General features: G+C 40.3%; 24 protein-coding genes. All 24 read right to left on the bottom strand.

All coding sequences use genetic code 11. From position 1 onward, the window contains the following. Positions 1-12: 12 nt before the first annotated feature. The 24 genes from I593_RS05865 to I593_RS05980 all read right to left on the bottom strand — a co-directional run bounded on the left by I593_RS05865 (position 13) and on the right by I593_RS05980 (position 19,449). Positions 13-354 (bottom strand): phage tail protein, encoded by a 342-nt coding sequence (locus I593_RS05865; protein WP_016166651.1) that lies wholly within the window; start codon positions 352-354, stop codon positions 13-15. Then, the gene (locus I593_RS05870) at positions 351-4,124 is read right to left on the bottom strand and encodes a transglycosylase SLT domain-containing protein (RefSeq protein WP_016166652.1); all 3,774 of its coding nucleotides are present in this window, start codon (positions 4,122-4,124) and stop codon (positions 351-353) included. The genes I593_RS05865 and I593_RS05870 overlap by 4 nt, the downstream gene beginning before the upstream one ends. A gap of 51 nt (positions 4,125-4,175) precedes the next feature. Then, complete coding sequence (locus I593_RS20605) at positions 4,176-4,796, bottom strand: hypothetical protein (protein ID WP_016166653.1); 621 nt, start codon at positions 4,794-4,796, stop codon at positions 4,176-4,178. Between the two features lie 64 nt (positions 4,797-4,860). Beyond that, the gene (locus I593_RS05880; RefSeq protein ID WP_016166654.1) at positions 4,861-5,088 is read right to left on the bottom strand and encodes a phage tail assembly protein T; all 228 of its coding nucleotides are present in this window, start codon (positions 5,086-5,088) and stop codon (positions 4,861-4,863) included. A gap of 59 nt (positions 5,089-5,147) precedes the next feature. Further along, on the bottom strand, positions 5,148-5,531 hold the full coding sequence (locus I593_RS05885; protein WP_016166655.1) for a hypothetical protein: 384 nt from the start codon (positions 5,529-5,531) through the stop codon (positions 5,148-5,150). Positions 5,532-5,593: 62 nt separating this feature from the next. Next, entirely contained in the window at positions 5,594-6,031 is a 438-nt protein-coding gene (locus tag I593_RS05890) for a phage tail tube protein (protein WP_016166656.1), read from the bottom strand. 3 nt (positions 6,032-6,034) lie between these two features. Then, on the bottom strand, positions 6,035-6,403 hold the full coding sequence (locus I593_RS05895; RefSeq protein WP_016166657.1) for a hypothetical protein: 369 nt from the start codon (positions 6,401-6,403) through the stop codon (positions 6,035-6,037). Then, positions 6,393-6,908 carry an HK97-gp10 family putative phage morphogenesis protein gene (locus I593_RS05900; RefSeq protein ID WP_016166658.1) on the bottom strand — a complete coding sequence of 172 codons (516 nt, stop codon included), beginning with the start codon at positions 6,906-6,908 and terminating at the stop codon, positions 6,393-6,395. The genes I593_RS05895 and I593_RS05900 overlap by 11 nt, the downstream gene beginning before the upstream one ends. Further along, entirely contained in the window at positions 6,905-7,234 is a 330-nt protein-coding gene (locus tag I593_RS05905; RefSeq protein ID WP_016166659.1) for a head-tail adaptor protein, read from the bottom strand. Before I593_RS05905 ends, I593_RS05900 begins: the two co-directional genes overlap by 4 nt. Before the next feature lie 153 nt (positions 7,235-7,387). Next, positions 7,388-7,714 (bottom strand): head-tail connector protein, encoded by a 327-nt coding sequence (locus I593_RS05910; protein ID WP_016166660.1) that lies wholly within the window; start codon positions 7,712-7,714, stop codon positions 7,388-7,390. Positions 7,715-7,786: 72 nt separating this feature from the next. Further along, positions 7,787-9,301 carry a phage major capsid protein gene (locus tag I593_RS05915; RefSeq protein WP_016166661.1) on the bottom strand — a complete coding sequence of 505 codons (1,515 nt, stop codon included), beginning with the start codon at positions 9,299-9,301 and terminating at the stop codon, positions 7,787-7,789. Positions 9,302-9,369: 68 nt separating this feature from the next. Next, positions 9,370-10,095 (bottom strand): HK97 family phage prohead protease, encoded by a 726-nt coding sequence (locus tag I593_RS05920; RefSeq protein ID WP_016166662.1) that lies wholly within the window; start codon positions 10,093-10,095, stop codon positions 9,370-9,372. Beyond that, positions 10,070-11,338, bottom strand: coding sequence for a phage portal protein (locus I593_RS05925; protein WP_016166663.1), 1,269 nt, complete (start codon positions 11,336-11,338; stop codon positions 10,070-10,072). The genes I593_RS05920 and I593_RS05925 overlap by 26 nt, the downstream gene beginning before the upstream one ends. Next, positions 11,335-13,170, bottom strand: coding sequence for a terminase large subunit (locus I593_RS05930; protein ID WP_016166664.1), 1,836 nt, complete (start codon positions 13,168-13,170; stop codon positions 11,335-11,337). Before I593_RS05930 ends, I593_RS05925 begins: the two co-directional genes overlap by 4 nt. A 10-nt stretch (positions 13,171-13,180) precedes the next feature. Then, positions 13,181-13,696, bottom strand: coding sequence for a P27 family phage terminase small subunit (locus I593_RS05935; protein ID WP_016166665.1), 516 nt, complete (start codon positions 13,694-13,696; stop codon positions 13,181-13,183). A 134-nt stretch (positions 13,697-13,830) separates the two neighbouring features. After that, entirely contained in the window at positions 13,831-14,031 is a 201-nt protein-coding gene (locus I593_RS05940) for a hypothetical protein (RefSeq protein WP_016166666.1), read from the bottom strand. A gap of 14 nt (positions 14,032-14,045) precedes the next feature. Next, positions 14,046-14,282 carry a hypothetical protein gene (locus I593_RS05945; RefSeq protein ID WP_016166667.1) on the bottom strand — a complete coding sequence of 79 codons (237 nt, stop codon included), beginning with the start codon at positions 14,280-14,282 and terminating at the stop codon, positions 14,046-14,048. Between the two features lie 3 nt (positions 14,283-14,285). After that, entirely contained in the window at positions 14,286-14,498 is a 213-nt protein-coding gene (locus I593_RS05950; protein WP_016166668.1) for a hypothetical protein, read from the bottom strand. Then, entirely contained in the window at positions 14,495-15,085 is a 591-nt protein-coding gene (locus I593_RS05955) for an HNH endonuclease (protein ID WP_016166669.1), read from the bottom strand. Before I593_RS05955 ends, I593_RS05950 begins: the two co-directional genes overlap by 4 nt. Beyond that, on the bottom strand, positions 15,057-15,236 hold the full coding sequence (locus I593_RS05960; RefSeq protein WP_016166670.1) for a hypothetical protein: 180 nt from the start codon (positions 15,234-15,236) through the stop codon (positions 15,057-15,059). Before I593_RS05960 ends, I593_RS05955 begins: the two co-directional genes overlap by 29 nt. Positions 15,237-15,418: 182 nt before the next feature. Beyond that, positions 15,419-15,883: a hypothetical protein gene (locus I593_RS05965; RefSeq protein ID WP_016166671.1), complete on the bottom strand. Its 465-nt coding sequence runs from the start codon at positions 15,881-15,883 to the stop codon at positions 15,419-15,421. A 346-nt stretch (positions 15,884-16,229) separates the two neighbouring features. Then, complete coding sequence (locus tag I593_RS20715) at positions 16,230-17,996, bottom strand: DUF5906 domain-containing protein (protein ID WP_016166673.1); 1,767 nt, start codon at positions 17,994-17,996, stop codon at positions 16,230-16,232. Further along, positions 17,993-18,958 (bottom strand): primase-helicase zinc-binding domain-containing protein, encoded by a 966-nt coding sequence (locus tag I593_RS20720; RefSeq protein ID WP_016166674.1) that lies wholly within the window; start codon positions 18,956-18,958, stop codon positions 17,993-17,995. The genes I593_RS20715 and I593_RS20720 overlap by 4 nt, the downstream gene beginning before the upstream one ends. Continuing rightward, on the bottom strand, positions 18,955-19,449 hold the full coding sequence (locus I593_RS05980; RefSeq protein WP_016166675.1) for a phage regulatory CII family protein: 495 nt from the start codon (positions 19,447-19,449) through the stop codon (positions 18,955-18,957). Before I593_RS05980 ends, I593_RS20720 begins: the two co-directional genes overlap by 4 nt. Positions 19,450-19,455 lie beyond the last annotated feature (6 nt).

Here is a 19,455-nt window from a genome sequence, read left to right on the forward strand (position 1 = left end):
ATTGAATAAATTTTAAGGATAGAAAACTTGCGTAAATGTGGTTGTAAGACGATATAAACCTGAACCACGATTTTCAATCTGGTACTCACCTGCTTTAACTCGAACTTGACCATCCAGTGGAGATTCCCATAAAAAAGAATCCGTTGCTTTATGACTATCAAGAAATTGTTTTATCGCTTGAATAACCGTTTTTGATGCAGTTTTGGTTATTGGCCATGTCCCTTTTCGGTTATTTATACCAACCGAGATATTTTGTTCATAGCCATCACCAAATTTGCTATTCAGCGTATTAAATTGATGTGTTCCAGAGTTCCCCGCTAAATCATTATCCCAAGTGAAAATTAAGTTGCTCATTTAGCCAATAATCCCCCTTGCCGTTGTTCTTGCCGAATCACATTTCTCACCGCATTACCAATCATTTGCCCCAGTTGCTTCTGATCTTGTGTATTTGCACCTGAAGTACTTACACCAGAATCAGTGACATTTACTTGAATAGAAACCGATCCTGTCGAACTAGAATTTTCACGGTTTGCCAAATAACTTGTTAAATCCTGGTTTTGTCGTGGTGAAAGAACACGCTCGCCCTTATCTAGCAAGTAACTGGACTCTTTCGGCACATAATCAGTACCACCATGAAATACCCCTGAAATCGTCTGAGCAGCAATTAAACCTGCATTCGCATAACCCATTGCCAACATGGCTTTTGATGCAGCTATTTTTGCACCAAAGAAGGTAATTGAAGCATCTGCAGCAACTTGAGCTGCTGCCAATTGTGCAGAAATAATTGCTGAGGCAAACGCAAAAGATTGCTGAGCAAGAAAAGCAACTTTATATGAAGTTGATTGTTCCCCTGCACTATCTTTAACAGCTTGAGTAACTTGACTCCAGGTATTCTGTGCCTGAGAAACCAAATTTCCCCAAAGATTCAACTGCTCCTGATGCTGTGACTTCGCCAACTCTTGCTCTTGAAGTGCATACTGCTCTCCAAGTGCTCGCTTACTTTCTAGATACTGGCGATAGACTTCTTCAAGCTTCGCGTATCGTTCCTGCTGAGTTAATAACTCATTATTACGAATGGCTTCATTTGCTTGCCCTAAATACCCACCCAGTTCCGAATATCCATCTTGCTGCTGATTATTCAGTTTCCAACGTGATAATTCGGCTGGCGACATACCCACTTGAGCTTGAGCATTAATTCCAATTTCTGCCAGTTGGCTCATTGGAACATTCATTGCCTGAAAGGATTCCTGACGAGCACGGATAATTTCTTGATTTGCCTCCTGTTCTTCCTTTACCCGACGATCTTCGTATTTAACCCAGTCCTCAATGGCCACAGCATGTCTTTCATTTTCACGCTGGAGCAACATGTCTCGCATGGTTGTATCATTGGCAAAGGCATTACGAATATCTTCAACTTTTTCAGTGTGCGTCTTTTCAAGCTGCTCCCATTTCGTTGCATATTGCTCTCGAATACGATCTTGTTCTTCTAAAGCAGCAGCAACAGACTTTGATTCATCCTGAAGATATTTTTCAAAGTCATTCGATGTAGACCCTCCTGAACCATTCAACCATGCAAGACGAGATTTCGTATTGGACCAATATTCATTATTAATTGGGCCAATCTTTCTATTCTTTTTAACATTAGTAGGTCCAGCATGATAAGCACGTACAGCTTTCTCTAAATCACCATTAAATGTTTTCAACAAGTCTGAAAGATATTTTGCTGCACCTTCTGCAGATTGCTGAACATTGTAACGGTCTGCAACACCATACTGCTTAGCTGTGCCAGACAAGAACTGAAATGCTCCTGTAGCACCAGTCTCTTTGTTATATGCACGCGGATCCCCTTTTGACTCCTGCATCATCACAGCAGACAAAAGTCCATTCACTAATCCATATTCTTTTTCAAGACCCGAAAAGTTGTACTGTTTTGCTGTAGCCAAAACTTTTGAATTAACAGACATTAGCTTCTGCTGTTTTTCTATCTCTTTGGTGCGTTCCTTTTCAGAAGCAGTTATCGACTCTTGTAAGGTTTTTACTGCTTGTTGCTTTTCGTACCATTTATTGAAAACGTCATACTCTTGCGCAGTCAAACTGCGTGTCATAGGAATTTTATTCTCAGAATAAAACTCTGTAACTGCTTGAGACTTTTCAAAACCTTTTTGACCACCACCAAAAACAGCCGTGTTTTTGATTAAGAAATCATTTTTCAGGTTTTTCTGCGCATAACTTTCTTGAAGTGCTTTGGTCTTCTGCAACTCTTGATTCTTTTTACGAATTGCCTCTGCTTCAGCATTTTGTGCTAATACAGCATTTGGAGTTGAATTAACCAAAGCATCACGTTTCTGCTTAACTTCTTCATAAGCTTGTTTACTGTTTTGATTAGCCGTAATCAAACCACGAAGTTTTACAACCTGCTCATCTGAAATGCCGTTTATAGCTTTAATCGAACTATAAAATTCATCTGCAGTTATACGCCCTTTAGAATATTCCTTGTATTGAACCTGAATCTGACGTGCAACTTTTTCAGAAACACGACCAGAATCTTCAATATAACCAATCCAGGCATTCAGATCCGAAGATGCTGTAACATACTTAACACGTAAATCTTCAATACTTTCTTTTAGCTCAAGTGCCAAAGCATCTTTTTGAATTGAATTAAGATCACGCCATTTTTCTTTCAATTCATCTACTGTTTGACCCTGCATGTCCAATGTTGAAGAAACATCAGAAGTATTGTCTTTCAGTAAGAGATACGAAGCTGCTACCGTAGCAACAGTAAGACCTAAACCCACTGGTCCACCAAGGAAACCTATCAAAGACCGACCTACGGTTAAGCCCGAAGCTTGAGCTGCTGTTACACGTGCTTGAGACGCTGCTAAGGCATTATTTGCCAGAACCAATTCTTTTTTAACCTGCGATTCTATAACACTAATTTCAGCCAATCGAGTTTGGGACGCTGCTAAGCCTTGGGCAGAAATCTGTGCTTTTAAACGTTGAATCTCTAAAGCCCGTTCTGCTGCAAGTGCTGATAATGTTGCCTGTGTATTAACAACTTGCGCTTGAGCACGAATCAAATCTTGTGCTGCTGCCTGTTTCTCAAGTTGGATAGCAGCCATTTGAACAATGATTTGATCTTTTAACTGCGTAACCTTTGCATAACCTGCAACGGTAGCTTGACCTAATGCATAAACTAATTGAGTACCAACATAAGCAGCTAATGCAATCGCACCTGCCTGAACTGAATCAGAGTTATCTTTTAACAACTCTAACGTTGGTACAACATTATTGACAATATTTGCTTGAAAGCCCTGCCATTCAAGGTTTACAAGAGCGATATTTTCTTTTGCTTCTTTTAAATCTTTGATCATACTGTCAGAAAGAATTGCACCTGCACGTTGCGCTGCATCCCCCCATTCAGTAAAACCTGCACCGCCATTTTTAAGCATTGGAATAAGCAAACTACCTTCATCTGCAATTTGTTCCATAAACTTAACAACTTCAGCATGTGAAAGGTTCGCCTTTTCTAAGCCGTTGTAATATTTCTGAATAACCTCTGGACCACTTAAACCCTTAAATTGATCAATGGTTACGCCAATTTTTGGCGCAATTTGATCAAAGAAGTCCATCATCTCACCTTGGCCAGCCATCGCATCACCAAGTTTATCTAAAGCATCTTTCCCCAAGTCCGAAAATTTATCGATACCAATACCTGCAGCTTCTGCACCTGCTGCATAGTATTGAAATTGTTGAGTACTAGAACCAACCAAGTCAGCAAACTTCTGAATCTCAGATGCTTTTGAAATGTAGTTACTTGCATAAGCAGTTAAGCTTCCAATCGAAACACCAGCAGCTACCGCACTTAATCCTTTAACAGCTAGAGCTGCAATATCATAAGACTTTGCAACGCTTCTAACTTCCGCCTCATGCTCCGATATTGATTTTGAAAAGTTATCAACTTGATTATGGGTTTTTTTTACTTCTGTGGTTACACCCTGAAATCCAGTTTTAATATTTTTGACAGATTGGTCCGTAATCCTTTCTGCACTAGCCATACCTGCTTCAAATCTGGATGTATCTGCCTGCAACAGAAGTTGAACACGACCTAATAAATCATCTGTCATTTTCTTTACTCGAAAAAAAACCACCCGAAGGTGGCTGATTTAAAAAACTTACTATTTACAAAGCTTATTCCATACTTCTTCAAATTCGCTTTGGTCCATAGTTGACTCTAAAACAATTAAATCTGGTTTTGGTGCAATATAGCGAACATAGCCAGTGTAAGCACCAAAACTATTTTTGGAGTTAACCTCACCGCAAAAACCTCTTTGGTTTCTGAAAACCGCAGAATAAGGGTCTTTTAAAACACTGCTAACTGCAATTTCAGCAGAATTAACCGTCCTAAGATACCTTTTTTCTGCCTTTTCCTCTGGGCTTTCTTCTCTATTTAAAAATACGTGTATACCCCATCCTACCATTGCCAAAATAACAAGACTGACGATATATGAAGCCAACTTCCTAGAATTTAGATTATCAAACTGCTTATTGGGCTGAATGACTGGAGTCTGATCCTTCAAATACTTTGTAACTTTGGAGTATAAATACAGCCAAGCCCTTGCCTTTTCTGCATCACTTAAATTAATCAAATATTTGTCAAAGCTTTTAAAATCAGTTTTAAATTTTTCGATGCTTAATTCTTTAATGTCTAGCTTCAAAAAGTTTGATTTATAAGCGTTAAAATAACTATCAATCTGATCAAAATCAGCTTTTTTTAATGGTGAATTTAATAGTTCCATTCTAACCCCTTATAAATAAGAGATTAGAATATAGGCAAAAATAGAAATTTAATCCAATGACTGTTCAAACTAATCTTGCCATTCTCGTCTTAATGTCATCACATACATCCTCGACTGTTCGTTCAACAGGCTGTCTAAACATCATAAAGTTCTCTAATCCTAGGCCATGATCAGAGACATTCACATCAGCAAATGTTTTGGCAATATTTCCAAACAATAGGTCCTCTCGATAAATACCGATTGGTTCAAGTATGTTGAATGCTTGCCAATAGACAAACTCTTCATAAGTCATGGATGATTCAAGTTCGCCAACCGTTCGCCCTAATCTCAGTGCAAGCTGAAATTTAAATTTTAGCTCTGGTCGGCTTTGGAGTTTTTTAATTCTTCCGATTGCTGTTCTTCACGTAAATCTTTAACAGTTTTCATGCCGTTATGCTTAAAGATTTTCTCAATCAAAGAATCAACAATAGTCGTTGGTAATTCTTTCAAACGTTCAAGCTCAATTTCTTTTAATACAAGACTCCCTGTGTCTGGATCACAGACAGCATTTTGTAATAAACATATGGTTGAATGTTTTTCCGAAGCCACCCATTCATCACGGGCTGCAATACTTAATTTCTTGATGCCGACTTTACCCAAACCTTCGATTTCATGAGTTTCGATTTCACGATTGTCAGCAGCAGCTAAAAATAGAGATGCTAAGTTTGGTAATGCAATTGCATTTGCAGTATTCATATTTTTTCCAAATTAGAGAAATAAAAAACCCGCTATTAAAGCGGGCAATTACTGTTTAAGAATTAAGGTCCTGGGATTTCTGTTTTGGTTACTTTACCATTCACCGCAATAGTCAAACGGAAACGGTTTTTCTTGTTTGCAGCACGGATTGGAGACAATTCAGTAATAGTGCCTGAATAGGTATAAGTTGTTTTGAGCGCATCAGGAAGTTCAACTTTCCAATCCAACATGGTTCCAGCTTCAAGATGACCATCCAATTCAGTTTGCTGCGCGCTCCCTGAAATCATTAAAAGCTCGTATGCCAAATCATCACTACTGATCACACCTGCAGCAGCAGTTTCTTTGTGGGTAGATTTTACTGTCGTAATATCATCTACTTCACGCTTTTTTGTAGGTAAAGGGCTATCAGTAACTTCAAGCACCTCTTCAAATGTAGAAGCAGATGCCTCTTTATATGAAATTTTAATACCTTGTGAATCAATTAAAGCTTTATCAGCCATGCTTTACTCCTTTTCAACTTCTTGCCAAATCAAGAAGTCGACTTGTTGTTGATATACTTGAGTTTCGTCATCTAAGCCTTCATCACGCTCATCGACCACCACACATGATGAATAAGTTTGCTGATCCATTGCCCAAATCACGCGATTTTTAGCTTTTTCACAAACAATAATGTCTGAATGAAAAATATTGATTTGAACCCGTTGTTGACTGTGGCCAGTCCATCCTTTGACGGTATTCAGTGGCACCGCTGAAATACCTTGATAAGTCACATAGGTTTCATTGGTATCAAATCCTTGTGGCAAGGGATGTGGTCCGACACGATCATTGAATAATGGACCCAATACTGAATAGATGATCTCTTTAACCAGCATCTGAATCCCCCTCTTTCAAAGAACTTAATTGCTGTTTTGCAATAACTTTTTGAATGTACTCACGATAGCGTTCAATAAATCGAGCTATCGCTAAATCCTTGTTCTTGTCATACGCAGGACGAATAAAAGGGACAGCCACAATATGAGGTGTTCCCAGTTCAATAAATCGAAAATAAAAGGCTTTATTTTTGATGTAGATGCCTACTGCAACACCGTTATCAACTTTAATACGTTTTCTTGCGACGTTACGTCTTAAAGTACCAGGACGTTTCAACTTGCGTATGTTCTGAGGTTGTCCCGCTAAACGTGCCCTTGAAGAGCCTCTGTAGTATTTGTAATAAGCCTTTTCAGCTTTGGGTGCATTCTGTTTAATTTCTTCAAACATTGGCTGTGATGCGTAAAACAATGCATTCTGAGTGAGCTGTCTTTCTTTTGCTAAACTCACCAATTGCTGCATTTGCTTTTTTGCTTCTTCCCAGCCTTCAACCTCGGCTGAAAAATTCATAAAAGTTTACCTATCATGCATAATAAGGATTGCTTGCCTTTATTGATTGGTAAAACCCCTGAAATTTTATAAATTTCCCCACGATCTACATCCTTAATAATTAAGGCTGCGTTTAATCCAGGATAATCATCTGGGCGCATAACTACACGACAAACCAAAGCAGATCCTTGTAAACCAGATTGAACAAATGTCTGTGTACTAATTGGCTCTACTCCGCCATAAAAACTGCCAATAACGGTCCAAACATCTTTCTTTTGGCCTGCAGTATTTTTTTCAGAAGATTGTTGATAAACCTCAAACAACGTATCTAATTGACCTGATTGCATTGTCGTCCCTCCAGATATGCTTCAAAAGCAATTTGAACAACCAAAAGCCGATATGTGTCCTTATCCTTGAACATCACACTTTCGCCATGAATAAATATCAATCTTTTATAAAAGTCTTGCAGCTTAAACCACGCTTCAAATGCTTCATGCACATCACACCCCCATTTTTCGATATGGAGAAAACAATCGGGTAAATGTTTTGTTATCAAATAAGGATTTATCAAACTGCGTAGATCGGTTGTGATAAAGATCATCGACCACCATTTTTACTGCAGCTTCTAACGGTGCAGGAATATTGTTGCTAGGATCAACTAAAGCTATATTTCCCCATGTTGTAGGGTCATCAAAACGTCGATCAATGCAGTTTTGAACATCTTCAATAGCTACTTGTATGAGTGATTCAATGAATTGGTCATCACGACTATGAACAACACTCAAGTATTGCTTCAGTTTTTCTAATGTAATGTTGTAATCACTCATAAAAATAGCCTTTTTAAAACAGAAAAAGAGGTAAAAAAAAGCAGCCCCGAAGGACTGCTTTGAAAGTTTTTTTTATGGACCAACAATTTGAACTGCTTCAGACACAGCTCCACCCAAGACTGCAAACAACACTGCTTGTTCACCAGTCGCAAGTGGATTTGGAGTAAATTCCCATGCACCCGTACCATCAGCCACAGTTGATGCAGTCGCCACATTATTTTCACGTAAAACAATAATGCTATTCGGTTCAGCAGTACCAGAAAGCTCGGCAGAAGTATTTACCGCCACAACTGGAGTATCCAGTTCATCAATCGCAGGTAACTCCCCTGAAACACACGCATCTGGTAAAACAACACCAAATGCTGCTCGCATTTCTGCACGTAAAGTCACAAGGTTTTTCGTAAAGTTATTGCCATCTTCAGTTGATGCATCGACATGAACTTCTTCACGTACATAGGCTGCGGTACCCATAGTCAAGTTACCTACCCAGTACTTAAATGCTGGCATTGCTGCAGTAAGAATTACAGGCAAATTCCAAAGAACTGGTTGAACTGCTGCGCCTGGTGCACCAAAAACATAATGGCCATCAGTCCCCTTAATACGTTCAATTGCTCCCCATGATTCTGGATTCAACAAAATATATTCAGGTAAGACACCTGCAGCTCCAGCACGGTACTTCGCACGACTTAACACATCTATAGCACTATCATTTGTACCAACAGCCACAGTCAAATGGGTGCCAACTTCAATCAAGCCAATAAATGAGCGTGCACCTGATGTTTTACCGTCACCATTTACAAGTTTGTATTCAAGTTTAAGGCGTACACCATATGCCAAACGACCTTCAATATACGAAGCTAAGGTCGGCATATCAGACATCAACTGGTTTGAAACACGGATCCAGTGGGCAATTGTGCCTACCGCCATTTCAACTACGCCAAATTCAATATCAGATTCAGGTTTATCGTTAGATTCTTCTACTAAATCCGCCATAATGTCATAGGCTGATTCACGGAAAAGTGGGACCAGTTTTTCAGTGATAGGTGTAAAGCTGATTAAATCCAACAAAGCCAGTGCACGTGTCGCTGTGTTGATTGTTCCAGTAGCAAATTGAGTTGTTGCTGGTAAACCATCCAGAGTTACGATATTACGTGCTTGGATGCCATCAATTGAAAACTTGCCACGAGATTTAAGGATTGCAGCAGCTTGATCTGCAATATCTTTATTACGAATCAAAATAGATGCCACACTATCTTGTTCTGGCTTGCTTCGTTCGTGAATATTTTCAATCAGCTTCTGCTGAACTTCTTCAAGATCAGAAGACAACTTTTTAATTTCTTTTGAGCGCGCTTCAAGATCATCTTTTACGTCTTGCGGTAATTCAACTTTTTCTTCAAGTTTTTCTTTATAGCGGGTGATTAAATCGTCAAGCTGCTGTTTACGCGTTTTTAAGTCACCACAGAGCTGTTCAAATTCTTTTGCAGCAGCTGTATCACGTGTGTGCAAACCTAAAAATGGCGAATAGATATTCCCCGCAGCAGCTGATCCAATTGCTAAAGCGACTTGAGTTTTTGATAAAGCATTCATACTATTTTTCCTATGCATAGAAAATGAAAAACCCGCATTAAGCGGGTAATAAATAAATTGTGATTGGCTTAGTAATCGAGCCAACCAAGTGGATCTTTCTGTGACACTGGTTCTTCATGCGGTTTTTGCATTCCAGACAAACGTGCCATCAATTTTTTTGCGTACTCACCAGGAAAGCCCATAGAACGAATAAGCTCTTCAGCATCATTTTCTGTTTCAATGGAATCAATCGCATCATCATTGATGATTCGGGCTGCACTATCGGCTGGCTCATCTACAACACTAATTTCATAAATATCAGCACGCTTGATTTCAACATGCGTACCTTTGTCCTCTATATCCATTGGATTAGGTGGATAAAATGCAACCGAGAAACCATCTACGGTTTCATGTTTGACCATGGCAGCTACTTGCTGCGCCCAATACAAACCAGGTGTAAATTCTAGCTCTAGATAAAGACCAATCTCGTCCTCTCTTAAAACTATATATTTACCAATCCGCAATGCCATCAGCGAATCAACCCAATACATACGCCAGCCATGGTTATAATATGCATGTACTTTTTTATTCCCTGCTGTAAATGCTGCACAAACTTCAGCAAATGCACCACGAATGAATTTTTCACCGTAAAAATTAATTGAATCCCATTTCACAGCATAGCCACTGACCTTTACCGCACCAGTTTTATCATCTTGAATGAAACGTAAATTTTCAGCCCCAATTGGCATACGCCGACATTGAACTTTCGGCAAGTTTGGCAGTGCTTTATTACGCACTAGCAGGTTTTGATTCATCAGCTTTCGCTCCATAATTGCCTTTTTTCATACGTTCGGCTGTTGTCATGTTCACTGGTGCCAGTAAGAAATCTGCATTTTCAATTGGTGCATCACCCTCTTCCACACGCACCTCGTTCATCGTGGCTTGACCACTCAAAATTCGATCTTTGTTGGATTTAATCCGTTCTAGATATGAAGCACGTAACAAGTCCTTGGTCTTAAACTCGAACTCATATTCATCCCATTCATGTCGTTGCAGTAGGTGAATACGGGCACTTTCTTCAATCCGCTCCAAATATGGACGCAAACCAAACTTATGAAAGCCATCAACCAATTGCTCGATACCGCTACCCCATGTCGTACTAGAATCGGTACTGAAAATGAGGATAGGATTTACACCAAAATAACGACATGCCTCTTCAACGGCTAACTTTCGAATTTCAATCAATTCAAGATCTTCAGGCGTTAGGCTGATTTGCTCAAAGGTCATTCCTCCTTCAAGAACTGGCATATCACCATCATCGCCATTCACAAGAATATCCATTTCGTCACGAATTTCGTCACGTTGTTCTTTTTTAAGCCATTTTGGTGTCAAAATAGCACCTGTTGGTTTTGCACCATTTGACATCAAACGCGAGGTCTTATCACTGCCAGCCAAACCAATGCCAATTGACTGAGCACCATAGGCAATAGGTGACATACCGACAAATCCAGTACCAAAAAGCTTGATATGCCAAATTTCTTTATCAGTATATTCGACAGTCTTACTACCAATTTTGCACTTATATAACGGTGTGCCATCCTCTCGAATACTCGGATCGACTGAACCAGAATTGATGACTTGTAAGCTGACTAATTTCTTGCCAATAAAATCCTTTTTTACATAAGCATTTCCCGCGACCAAATTGAGCATGAGCTGTTCAAAAAACTCTACTCGGGTTTGGTATCGGTTGGGCTTGTTGTAAAGCAATCGAATAACATCATGATCTTTAACTTGTACTCTGGTTCCATCAGACTTTAACTGGAACATTTGCAGAGGAAGGGTTGCTACTGACTCTGTCAGAATTTTGACACAGGCAAAAACAGCACTAAGTGTCATGGCACTGTCAAAAGTCACAGGCTTAGCCGTTCTAAAACCAGAACGGGGACGATCAATAATGGTCGTCCCCGTTTTGTCTTGCATTGGTCCCATTCCCCGAACCTTTAGACTATCGCGATTGTTTTTATCACGACTTTTAACTTTATCGCGCTTTTTACTCATCGCTTTTTCACCTTAATCATGTCTTTCAACCAGTCATCAATGTTCCCGTCATCTTCGCCAGGCACCAACTCAAATACAGATTCATTGTCATAATGCATAGCACGTGATGCAGCAATAATGAGACCAACAGCAGCATCAATTTTTTTCCCTGGAGAGTTTTTTCTAGGCAAGATTTGATTGTTTACATCTGGACGTATGACAACATTACACATACACCACTTCAAGACAGGATCACCATCATGGTGCAGCCGATCTTCAGCCAGAAGTTGCTCAATCCAGCGCATTGGTTCTGACATAAACTTGGTAACTTGGGGCACTTCAATAACATTGATCCCTTCATCAAGTAAATTTGCTGTCAATTGCGCGGCATGGTATGGATCGTGACCCATCTCATAAAATGGATTTTCAGTGTGGAAATCTTCAATATCGCGCTGAATTTGCTCAAAATCTGTTGTTTTACCTTCAGTAACAATCAAATATCCCTGATCACGCCAAACAGGGTATTCATCAGGTCTTTTTTCACCATTAATAGCTTCTTTGGTATCTACAACGTGCTCACTAATATAATTACTGGTAAAGATGTACCAATGTACTTTCCCATCTTCAAGCTTTGGACGTAACCGCCCCCAAGAAGCTAAATCTAGGCGACTGGCAAGGTCATAACCACCAAAACAGACTTGCCCATCAAATGATGATTCTGAAATTTCCCGACCTGCATTTTCCCAGATAGATGGTGCAATCCAACCATCAATAGCACCAACCCATTCATTCAGATGTTTTTGCCGAGTAATGCCCTCTTGTTTTGGACTTACTTTGACCTTTTCAAAGACTGAATGCAGGTATTTTTCCGTCACAGAAATACCATAATTAGGATTTGCCTTAGGCCAAACAGTTGGATCTTTCCAATCATCATTTCGATCTAAGCAAAAAACCATGCCAAAGTACTGGTCATGAGTAGCTTTTCCTTTAAGGATATCAACTACAACTTGACGTTCTTGGTAACATTTGCTGGTTGTATCGTCTCCAGCAGTAGTAATGGCAAGAATTAATGGCTCTTCACGAGCTGCTACACCATTGGCCACAATGTCATACATATCTGCAGTTTTATGCGCATGTAATTCATCAATAATTGCCGCATGGACGTTCAAACCGTCTTTTGTGCCGCCCCGATCTTGTGATAACGCTTTAAGCGTGCTGTTTGTTTCTGTCTGGTACACAGAATATTGTGAAAATTCAATACCGAAGGTTGAGCGCATACGTGGAGAGAACTCCACCATTGTTTTTGCATCTTCAAATACGATTTTTGCCTGATCCCGCGAAGTAGCTGCTGTATAAACTTCAGCCCCCATTTCACCATCGATAAAAGCAAGGTATAACGCAACGGCTGCAAGCCAAGTAGATTTTCCATTTTTCTTTGCGACCTCAATATAAACATATAAAAATCGACGTTTGTTATCGCTATCAACCCAACCAAAAATATTCATCATGCAGAATATTTGCCATGGCTCTAAAATCAGGCGATGACGGGAACCATCAGGTTTCATTTTTGCCAACTTGCCTTTCACATGTGGGCAAGCCTCAACAAATCGACAAGCATGGGTGACACGCTCAAGATTTAATTCATAATCAAAATCTATATCTGGCTGAGGTTTAAACTTGAGTTTTTGAAGTAAAGCCTTACTCTCATCATCAACTGATTCAGGATCAAAACCTGACCTTGCTAAATCTGATAAAAACCTTTTAATTGCAAGTTTTTCCAACTGACCTGCAACGCGCACCCCAGAGCGCACGTCATGGCAATACTGGAGCGCGATTTTGAAGTAATCACGCATAATTTTTCACTTAACTTGAACGAATGCCCATACCAGAAAATTCATCTTCTTCAACTGCAGCTGATGCACCAAGTAAATTAAGTTGCTGTGGTTTATTCACTTTCACACTAGAACGTGCTGCGGGTGTCAGACCAAATTCACGGGCAGTTTTAATAATTTGTTCTTGCAATTTATTGCGAATCTGAAGCCAAGCTGCTTGAACTTCAAATCCGTTTGGAGTTTTTGCTACCCACTCAGACACAACAGTTAGTTTTGTCATTGCCTCTTCATAGGCTGCCATGTTGTCACAGTGCAATCCGAAAACATCGCCATCCACCACAGATAACAATCCAGCTTGTACCAAAGTTGGTCCTAATGTATCCCAATGCTTTTTGGCTTTTTTATTCAGCCATACTGGGCATGGTGGCATGCCTAAATCTACTGCTGCATTTGCAACTTGTGCATCATCGTCACGGTCATCTCGAATACGAGCACCAGACAATATTTTTTCTTGCAATGGCTTAGGAGGTCGGCCAGTTTTAGACATACAAACCTCCTGAATTTCCAAAAACTGTTAAATATCGGAGGTATACCCCCCTATGGACTTTTGACCACGTAAAAATTTGACGGGGGGGCGGTCTTTTCTAAGAGGTCGGTTTTGACTTTTGACCCCATATCCCCCTATTTTTCTAAAAATCTATTGATATCACTTACAAGAATATTAACTTCGCTTTCAGGAATTTCATGTGCAGAGGTGCCAAACTCATGCTTGACCAATGCCACCCATTTCCCATAGTCACTTGAGTTTGGCTTTGTGATTTTCTTTACTTGAACAACATCTGAAGCAAGAACAAAAAGATCAGAATTAATTTTTACAAGCATTTGAATAGCTCCCCTCAAGTGATAGCAAAAGCAATTAGATAACCAAATAGCATTCCAACACCGATGCCAGTGAAGTAAAACCAAAGCCAACTAAAGCCGTCTTCAAGTTGTTCGCCATTTGATGACATTACAACTATTGGATCTACAACAATCGTTGGAACTGGTTGATGACATGGCCGAGCTTCTGTTCCATCTTTGCCATCAAATATTTTGCAGCCTTCACACTTTTCACAATTTGTATATTTAAGCATGACTCAATCCTTATGAATAACTCGACACTGAGCATCAACTTCATCCAAGCGAGCAATGCGAAGTCGTTCATATATCTCGACCTTAGAATGCATCTCATCATTCCAAAGGACTTTAAAATTTGTAGGTGATGCATTGGTTACGACACCGATCTCATCCATGCCATGAATATGATCTTTGTAAACAACTGGATCACCTAGCAAGATAACTTCACTCATACTGGCACCGCCTTGAAATGTGAATGATGCAGCCGACCACCGTTGCCTTCGTCATCTTGAACAAACACTGTCTTGTCATGGACTTCAATCACAGTGAATACCGTCTTGTCATCACACATCAACGATTCTTGTGCATACTCAGTGGCAACCAGTAAGCGGTCACTCACCTTGAATTCGTTCTTGCTGTCTAGGTTAGCTTTAACTTGCTTTGCCACTGGAGACCAACTGCCCCGATCCTCGGTAGCCGTTTTTATATTGTGATGTGTCTCACAAAGCGGTTGCCAATTCGTTTCATCCCAAAACAAAACCTTGTCGCCCTTATGTGGGATGATGTGATCCACAACCGTTGCAGGATTGATGTAATCTTTCTTGCTGCACTCAACGCAAAGCGGATGCTGATCTAAGAATGCATCACGTGCTTTTGTCCACTTAGCATCGTAGCCACGCTGATGCGCGGTGCCACGTTCACGATCTTTCTTTTTAATTTTGTCCTGATGGTTATCGCAATAACCTTGGTTCGTTGCATAGTCCTTGCAACTGTTGACCAGACAAGGACGTTTAGCTTTCTGCGGTGCTTTGTTTGTCATGAACTGGAACCACTTGCATTGAAACTGAACTCTTAATTAATTTTTTGGAAAGTGCTTGCGCTACCGCGCCAACTGCACCCAGTGCATAAGCCAGAACAATTTTAGGTTTGGATAACTTGACCTTGACCTGAACAATTTGCGTTGCATGCATAACCAATCTCCAAATTAAAAAGAACTGCATGCCCATGACATTGACATTGAAACTGGACATGCAGCCATAAAAAAAGAGCCTTTTCGGCTCTTCAGAGGATAACTACAACGTTTTGATATAGTTTCTCATTGTGGAGAAATGTAGATTAAAACTGGCTCACCTGTCAATACACCAAATAAACTTTAAGTTGATTTTTTCAATTGGTAGTTAATTTTCTCAGATGCAATCTCAATCTCATTCTTAAGCAGCTCCTTAAAATTATTAATCATATTCCCCATTTTACGCTGGATTTGCATACGACTCACTCCTGCTATCACTGCTCGATTGCGTTCTGAAGGAGTGTAGTTTGCAGGAACCTTAGCCAACTCAACAAGAGCAACAAAGATTGAAAGTTCATGCTCTATAGACATCTCAGCTTGCTTAGTTTGAATTAACTCTGCATGTATCACCTGTGCCGAAAGTTTTACTTGATCAGTTGAATTGCGATTCATAGCACACAGCTCCATCAAATGGCTCTGGACAGTTGTTAGTTTTGCATAGCTCAATGCTACACAGACATCTTGAGCTGTCATAGCTCCATGATTTCCCCCACCGATAGCATCAAAATTTGTGGTTTTTGGATTTAGTAAGCGAATATATTTTTCCATTTTATCAACCTTAGCTCAATTTATAAGCAATGTTACGGGCTACCCCTTGTTTGTTACGGGGTTGTTACGGGTATAGGTATTAAAAAGTTATTTAAAATCAATTGTTGTTACGGGTGTAACAGGTGTTACGGGGTGTTTTCCTCGCGCGGGAAAATATTTAAAGGGTATTAAATTAAATAGAATAAGTAGATGTGAGTTTTTCCCCGCGTGCGCGCGTGTGCATATACCCGTAACACCCGTAACAGGTAGGCTGAAAGTCTTGTGTGGTAAGGCGTAGACAGTGTTACGGGGTGGCGAAAAAGCCCGTAACAGACCCGTAACACCCGTAACATTTTTAGATTTATTATTAGAGTACAGGCGGTACATCGTGATCTCCTTTTAACTTAGCACGGAATTGCTTTACTTGTGAAGATAGCCAATCAGCCTGTTTCTTATCTTTGGGACAATTGGCTGTAAATATCATGCGACGCTGAACGACTTTCCTTTGCTCTTGATAGCCAACACCTGTTACTACATCCTCATAGACGCGCCCATGCCCTTTGGCGACCACACGTTCCGATGCAATCAGGCTTAGAAACTTATTGGCTGGAATAGTCTTTTCCCCGTTTTTGTGGCACCACTGGCGATATGCAATGTACAAATCATCAGACAAACAGCAAACAAAAGGGTTATCCAATACACCTGCACGCCAGTCATCAAGAAATAACTTCCAACCAGGTAAACCGAACTGAATGATTTTATGCTTGGCTTTAGTCATTGGTGGTTCAGTATATGGAGTAAAGTCGGTTAGATCCTGCGACAATAGGTAGGTATAAAACGCACTGATTGCATTGCTATCAGGTTCGAGACAATTCTCAATCAATCGCTTGAGGTCATCACCTAATTTCTGGTTCGGTTCAAGCACAAGGAAACGTCGGTCACGTTCTTCAATGGCTAATGGCTGAACTTCATTGGATAAGAACACGCAGTTGATGTGGTTATTTTGGCTATACCCCGACATAAACTTTTTCTCGATACGGATCTTCTCGCCAGTAATCATGTGCTTGATCAAGCCCATCATGCCGAACTTAGATTTATTGTTAAATATTTCTTCAAACAAGCAGTACAGCTTACGTTCAGCCCAGTCGGTATAAATGGATTCAAGCCCATTCTGCCCTAACGTAACTGAGTACTTTTCGCCATAAATCCGCGTCATGATCTTTTCAAAGAACAAGGATTTACCCGAACCTTGCACAGCACTACACAGCAAAACTGAAGTATTCATTTTTGCTCCCGGGTGCTGGAGAGGATAAGCCAGCCATTTCATCAACCATTCGTATGCATCGTCTTCTTTACCGCATAAGAACTTGACCAAGTTAATGATTGGACTGCACATCTCCAGTGCTTCGGCTTGTGGAACAATCTGATTTTTATCGTCCATAATGGGTGAAATTTCCATACCATCATAGGTATTGATTTGCCCTTCACGAATATGCATGGATGGCACAAAAACCAAATCTTCATGCCAAATCATGCGTTTATCACGTGCTTTTGCCCACATTTCATAGGCACCCGCCCAGTTATCCTTCATAACATCGGTGCTCACCATTTCACGACGAAATGTATCCCAACAGGATTTTTTACCTTCAAGCATGATGAATCGTTCACTCATCTCCTTTGCTTTGATATGGCTTTCACCAGTAGCACGCCCATTGGCATCATCTGAAGAAATGGTTTTACGTTTTGGATGTGAATTCCATGCATCAAAAACTTTTTTACCACCCAACATGGTTTGAAATGCAGCCTTCTTCCAAATCTTTTTGCCATAGTCATCCCATACATTGGTTTCCCCCTCGATTAAACAGAATCGGGCAATCCATTTTTCCATTTGTACTTCTGGAGAGGACTCATCTTGAGCAGTATTTTCTGGTGAAATACCCGCCTCCCCTTTGGATTCAACAACAAGATTTTCTGCAATTTCCGATGTTTGACCCTGCAAATTGTGGGTTGCATTTTTAGGGGGTTCGGGGGAAAACTTAAGGTTAGAAATAGCAGTATGGATCTGCCTTGCTACTTCCTCTAACCCACAAGAAACATGCAAATCATTGAAGTCTGTGAAACTGGTAGAACTCATGCAATAGACTCCTGAATTTGCTTAAATTGTGGTAACACAATGATGCCACCAGTAATATCTAACGCCATCTGCGCATATTTCCTGCCAGTATCATCCTTAGCTGAGTCATCATCAGCACAGTACACAAGTTGTGCATTAGGGTATTTTTGCTTTAAGACATTACCTACTTTAGGTAAGTTATTGGCTACAAATGAAAGTGCTACTGGATAACCTGTTGCCATATGAATCGACATTCCTGTTGCGTAACCTTCAGCAACGCAAATGTTGTGATCATCGTAAAGATCTGGTTGTACTTCACCGATCATGAAGCCCAAGCCTCCCATCCGTCCGCCACCTGTTTCCCATTCGCCCGTTTCGTTGGTATCACCTTTGATGAAGTACTTGGTTCCATCAGGTTCGATGGTTTGTAAATTCCAAATTTTCCCATCAAGTAAATCTACTGCAGGGATCAGAAGGTTCCCATCATGGGTAATCTTGATTTTTGGGTCCTTCTCTACTTTCTTATTTTTCAAATAAAGACTTTCTTCGCCCAGGTATGCATTTCGAAATATACCTTCAGCTTTACGGGCAATTTGCTCTTGGCGTTTACGTTCACGCTCCAGTTGCTCCTTTTTACGTATTTCACGTTCTTTCGCCCAACGTGCACGATCTTCATCGGTTATCGTTGAACTGTCGCTAAGACCTAGTATCGATGCAACTTCTGATACAACTTGAGGAAAAGTAAATCGGGTGCAGGTTTTTTCAATAAGGCTCAAACCATCGCCTGGTCCACATTGCTGACAAAAGTAATCACCATTACCATTTTTGTCGTCATACCAAAAACGGTCACGTCCACCACATGCAGGGCATGGAGTTTTCTTTTTCCATTGAACCTCTATTCCAAAACTGGGGAAAATTAGGTCTGACCATTTACCTTGGGCTGCATGTTTAATGTCATCAGCCTGAATTTTTGCTTGTTTCATTTGCCCTCCTGGTCATGCTCACGCTGCTTTTTTACCATGGCAAAAATGGTCGTAGCGACTCGTACTAAATCTAAAACTTCCTGATAAATTTCAGCCTCTTCTAGTTTTGTAATACGACCATCAGAGACTGCTACTGCAATAGATTGCGCAAGCCCACCTTGTTCTTGTGCAAGTTCACCCAATTTCTTCATGTAATTTGCTTGGTCTAGTTCTTCTGCGACTGGAGGTAACTCGAACCAACCCGCATTGCCATGGATCGCACATACACTGTCCATAATTCTGCTATCTTTGGTTTCTGCCAGTACTGCTTCAAAATGATAGATATTTGCTTTGTGTGTGGTTGTTGTTGGACAAAGGGAATTGCGAAAAGTCGTGACATTCCAGCAATTCTTTTCTGCAATTACTGAAATTAACGACTGATCCCCTTCGCTATACACAGCAGCTCTTAATGCCATTGAAAGGGAAAGCACTTTTTCTTTCTTATTAATCATGATTTT

Origin of the sequence: Acinetobacter tandoii DSM 14970 = CIP 107469 (genome assembly GCF_000400735.1) — a bacterium.
GTDB lineage: Bacteria > Pseudomonadota > Gammaproteobacteria > Pseudomonadales > Moraxellaceae > Acinetobacter > Acinetobacter tandoii.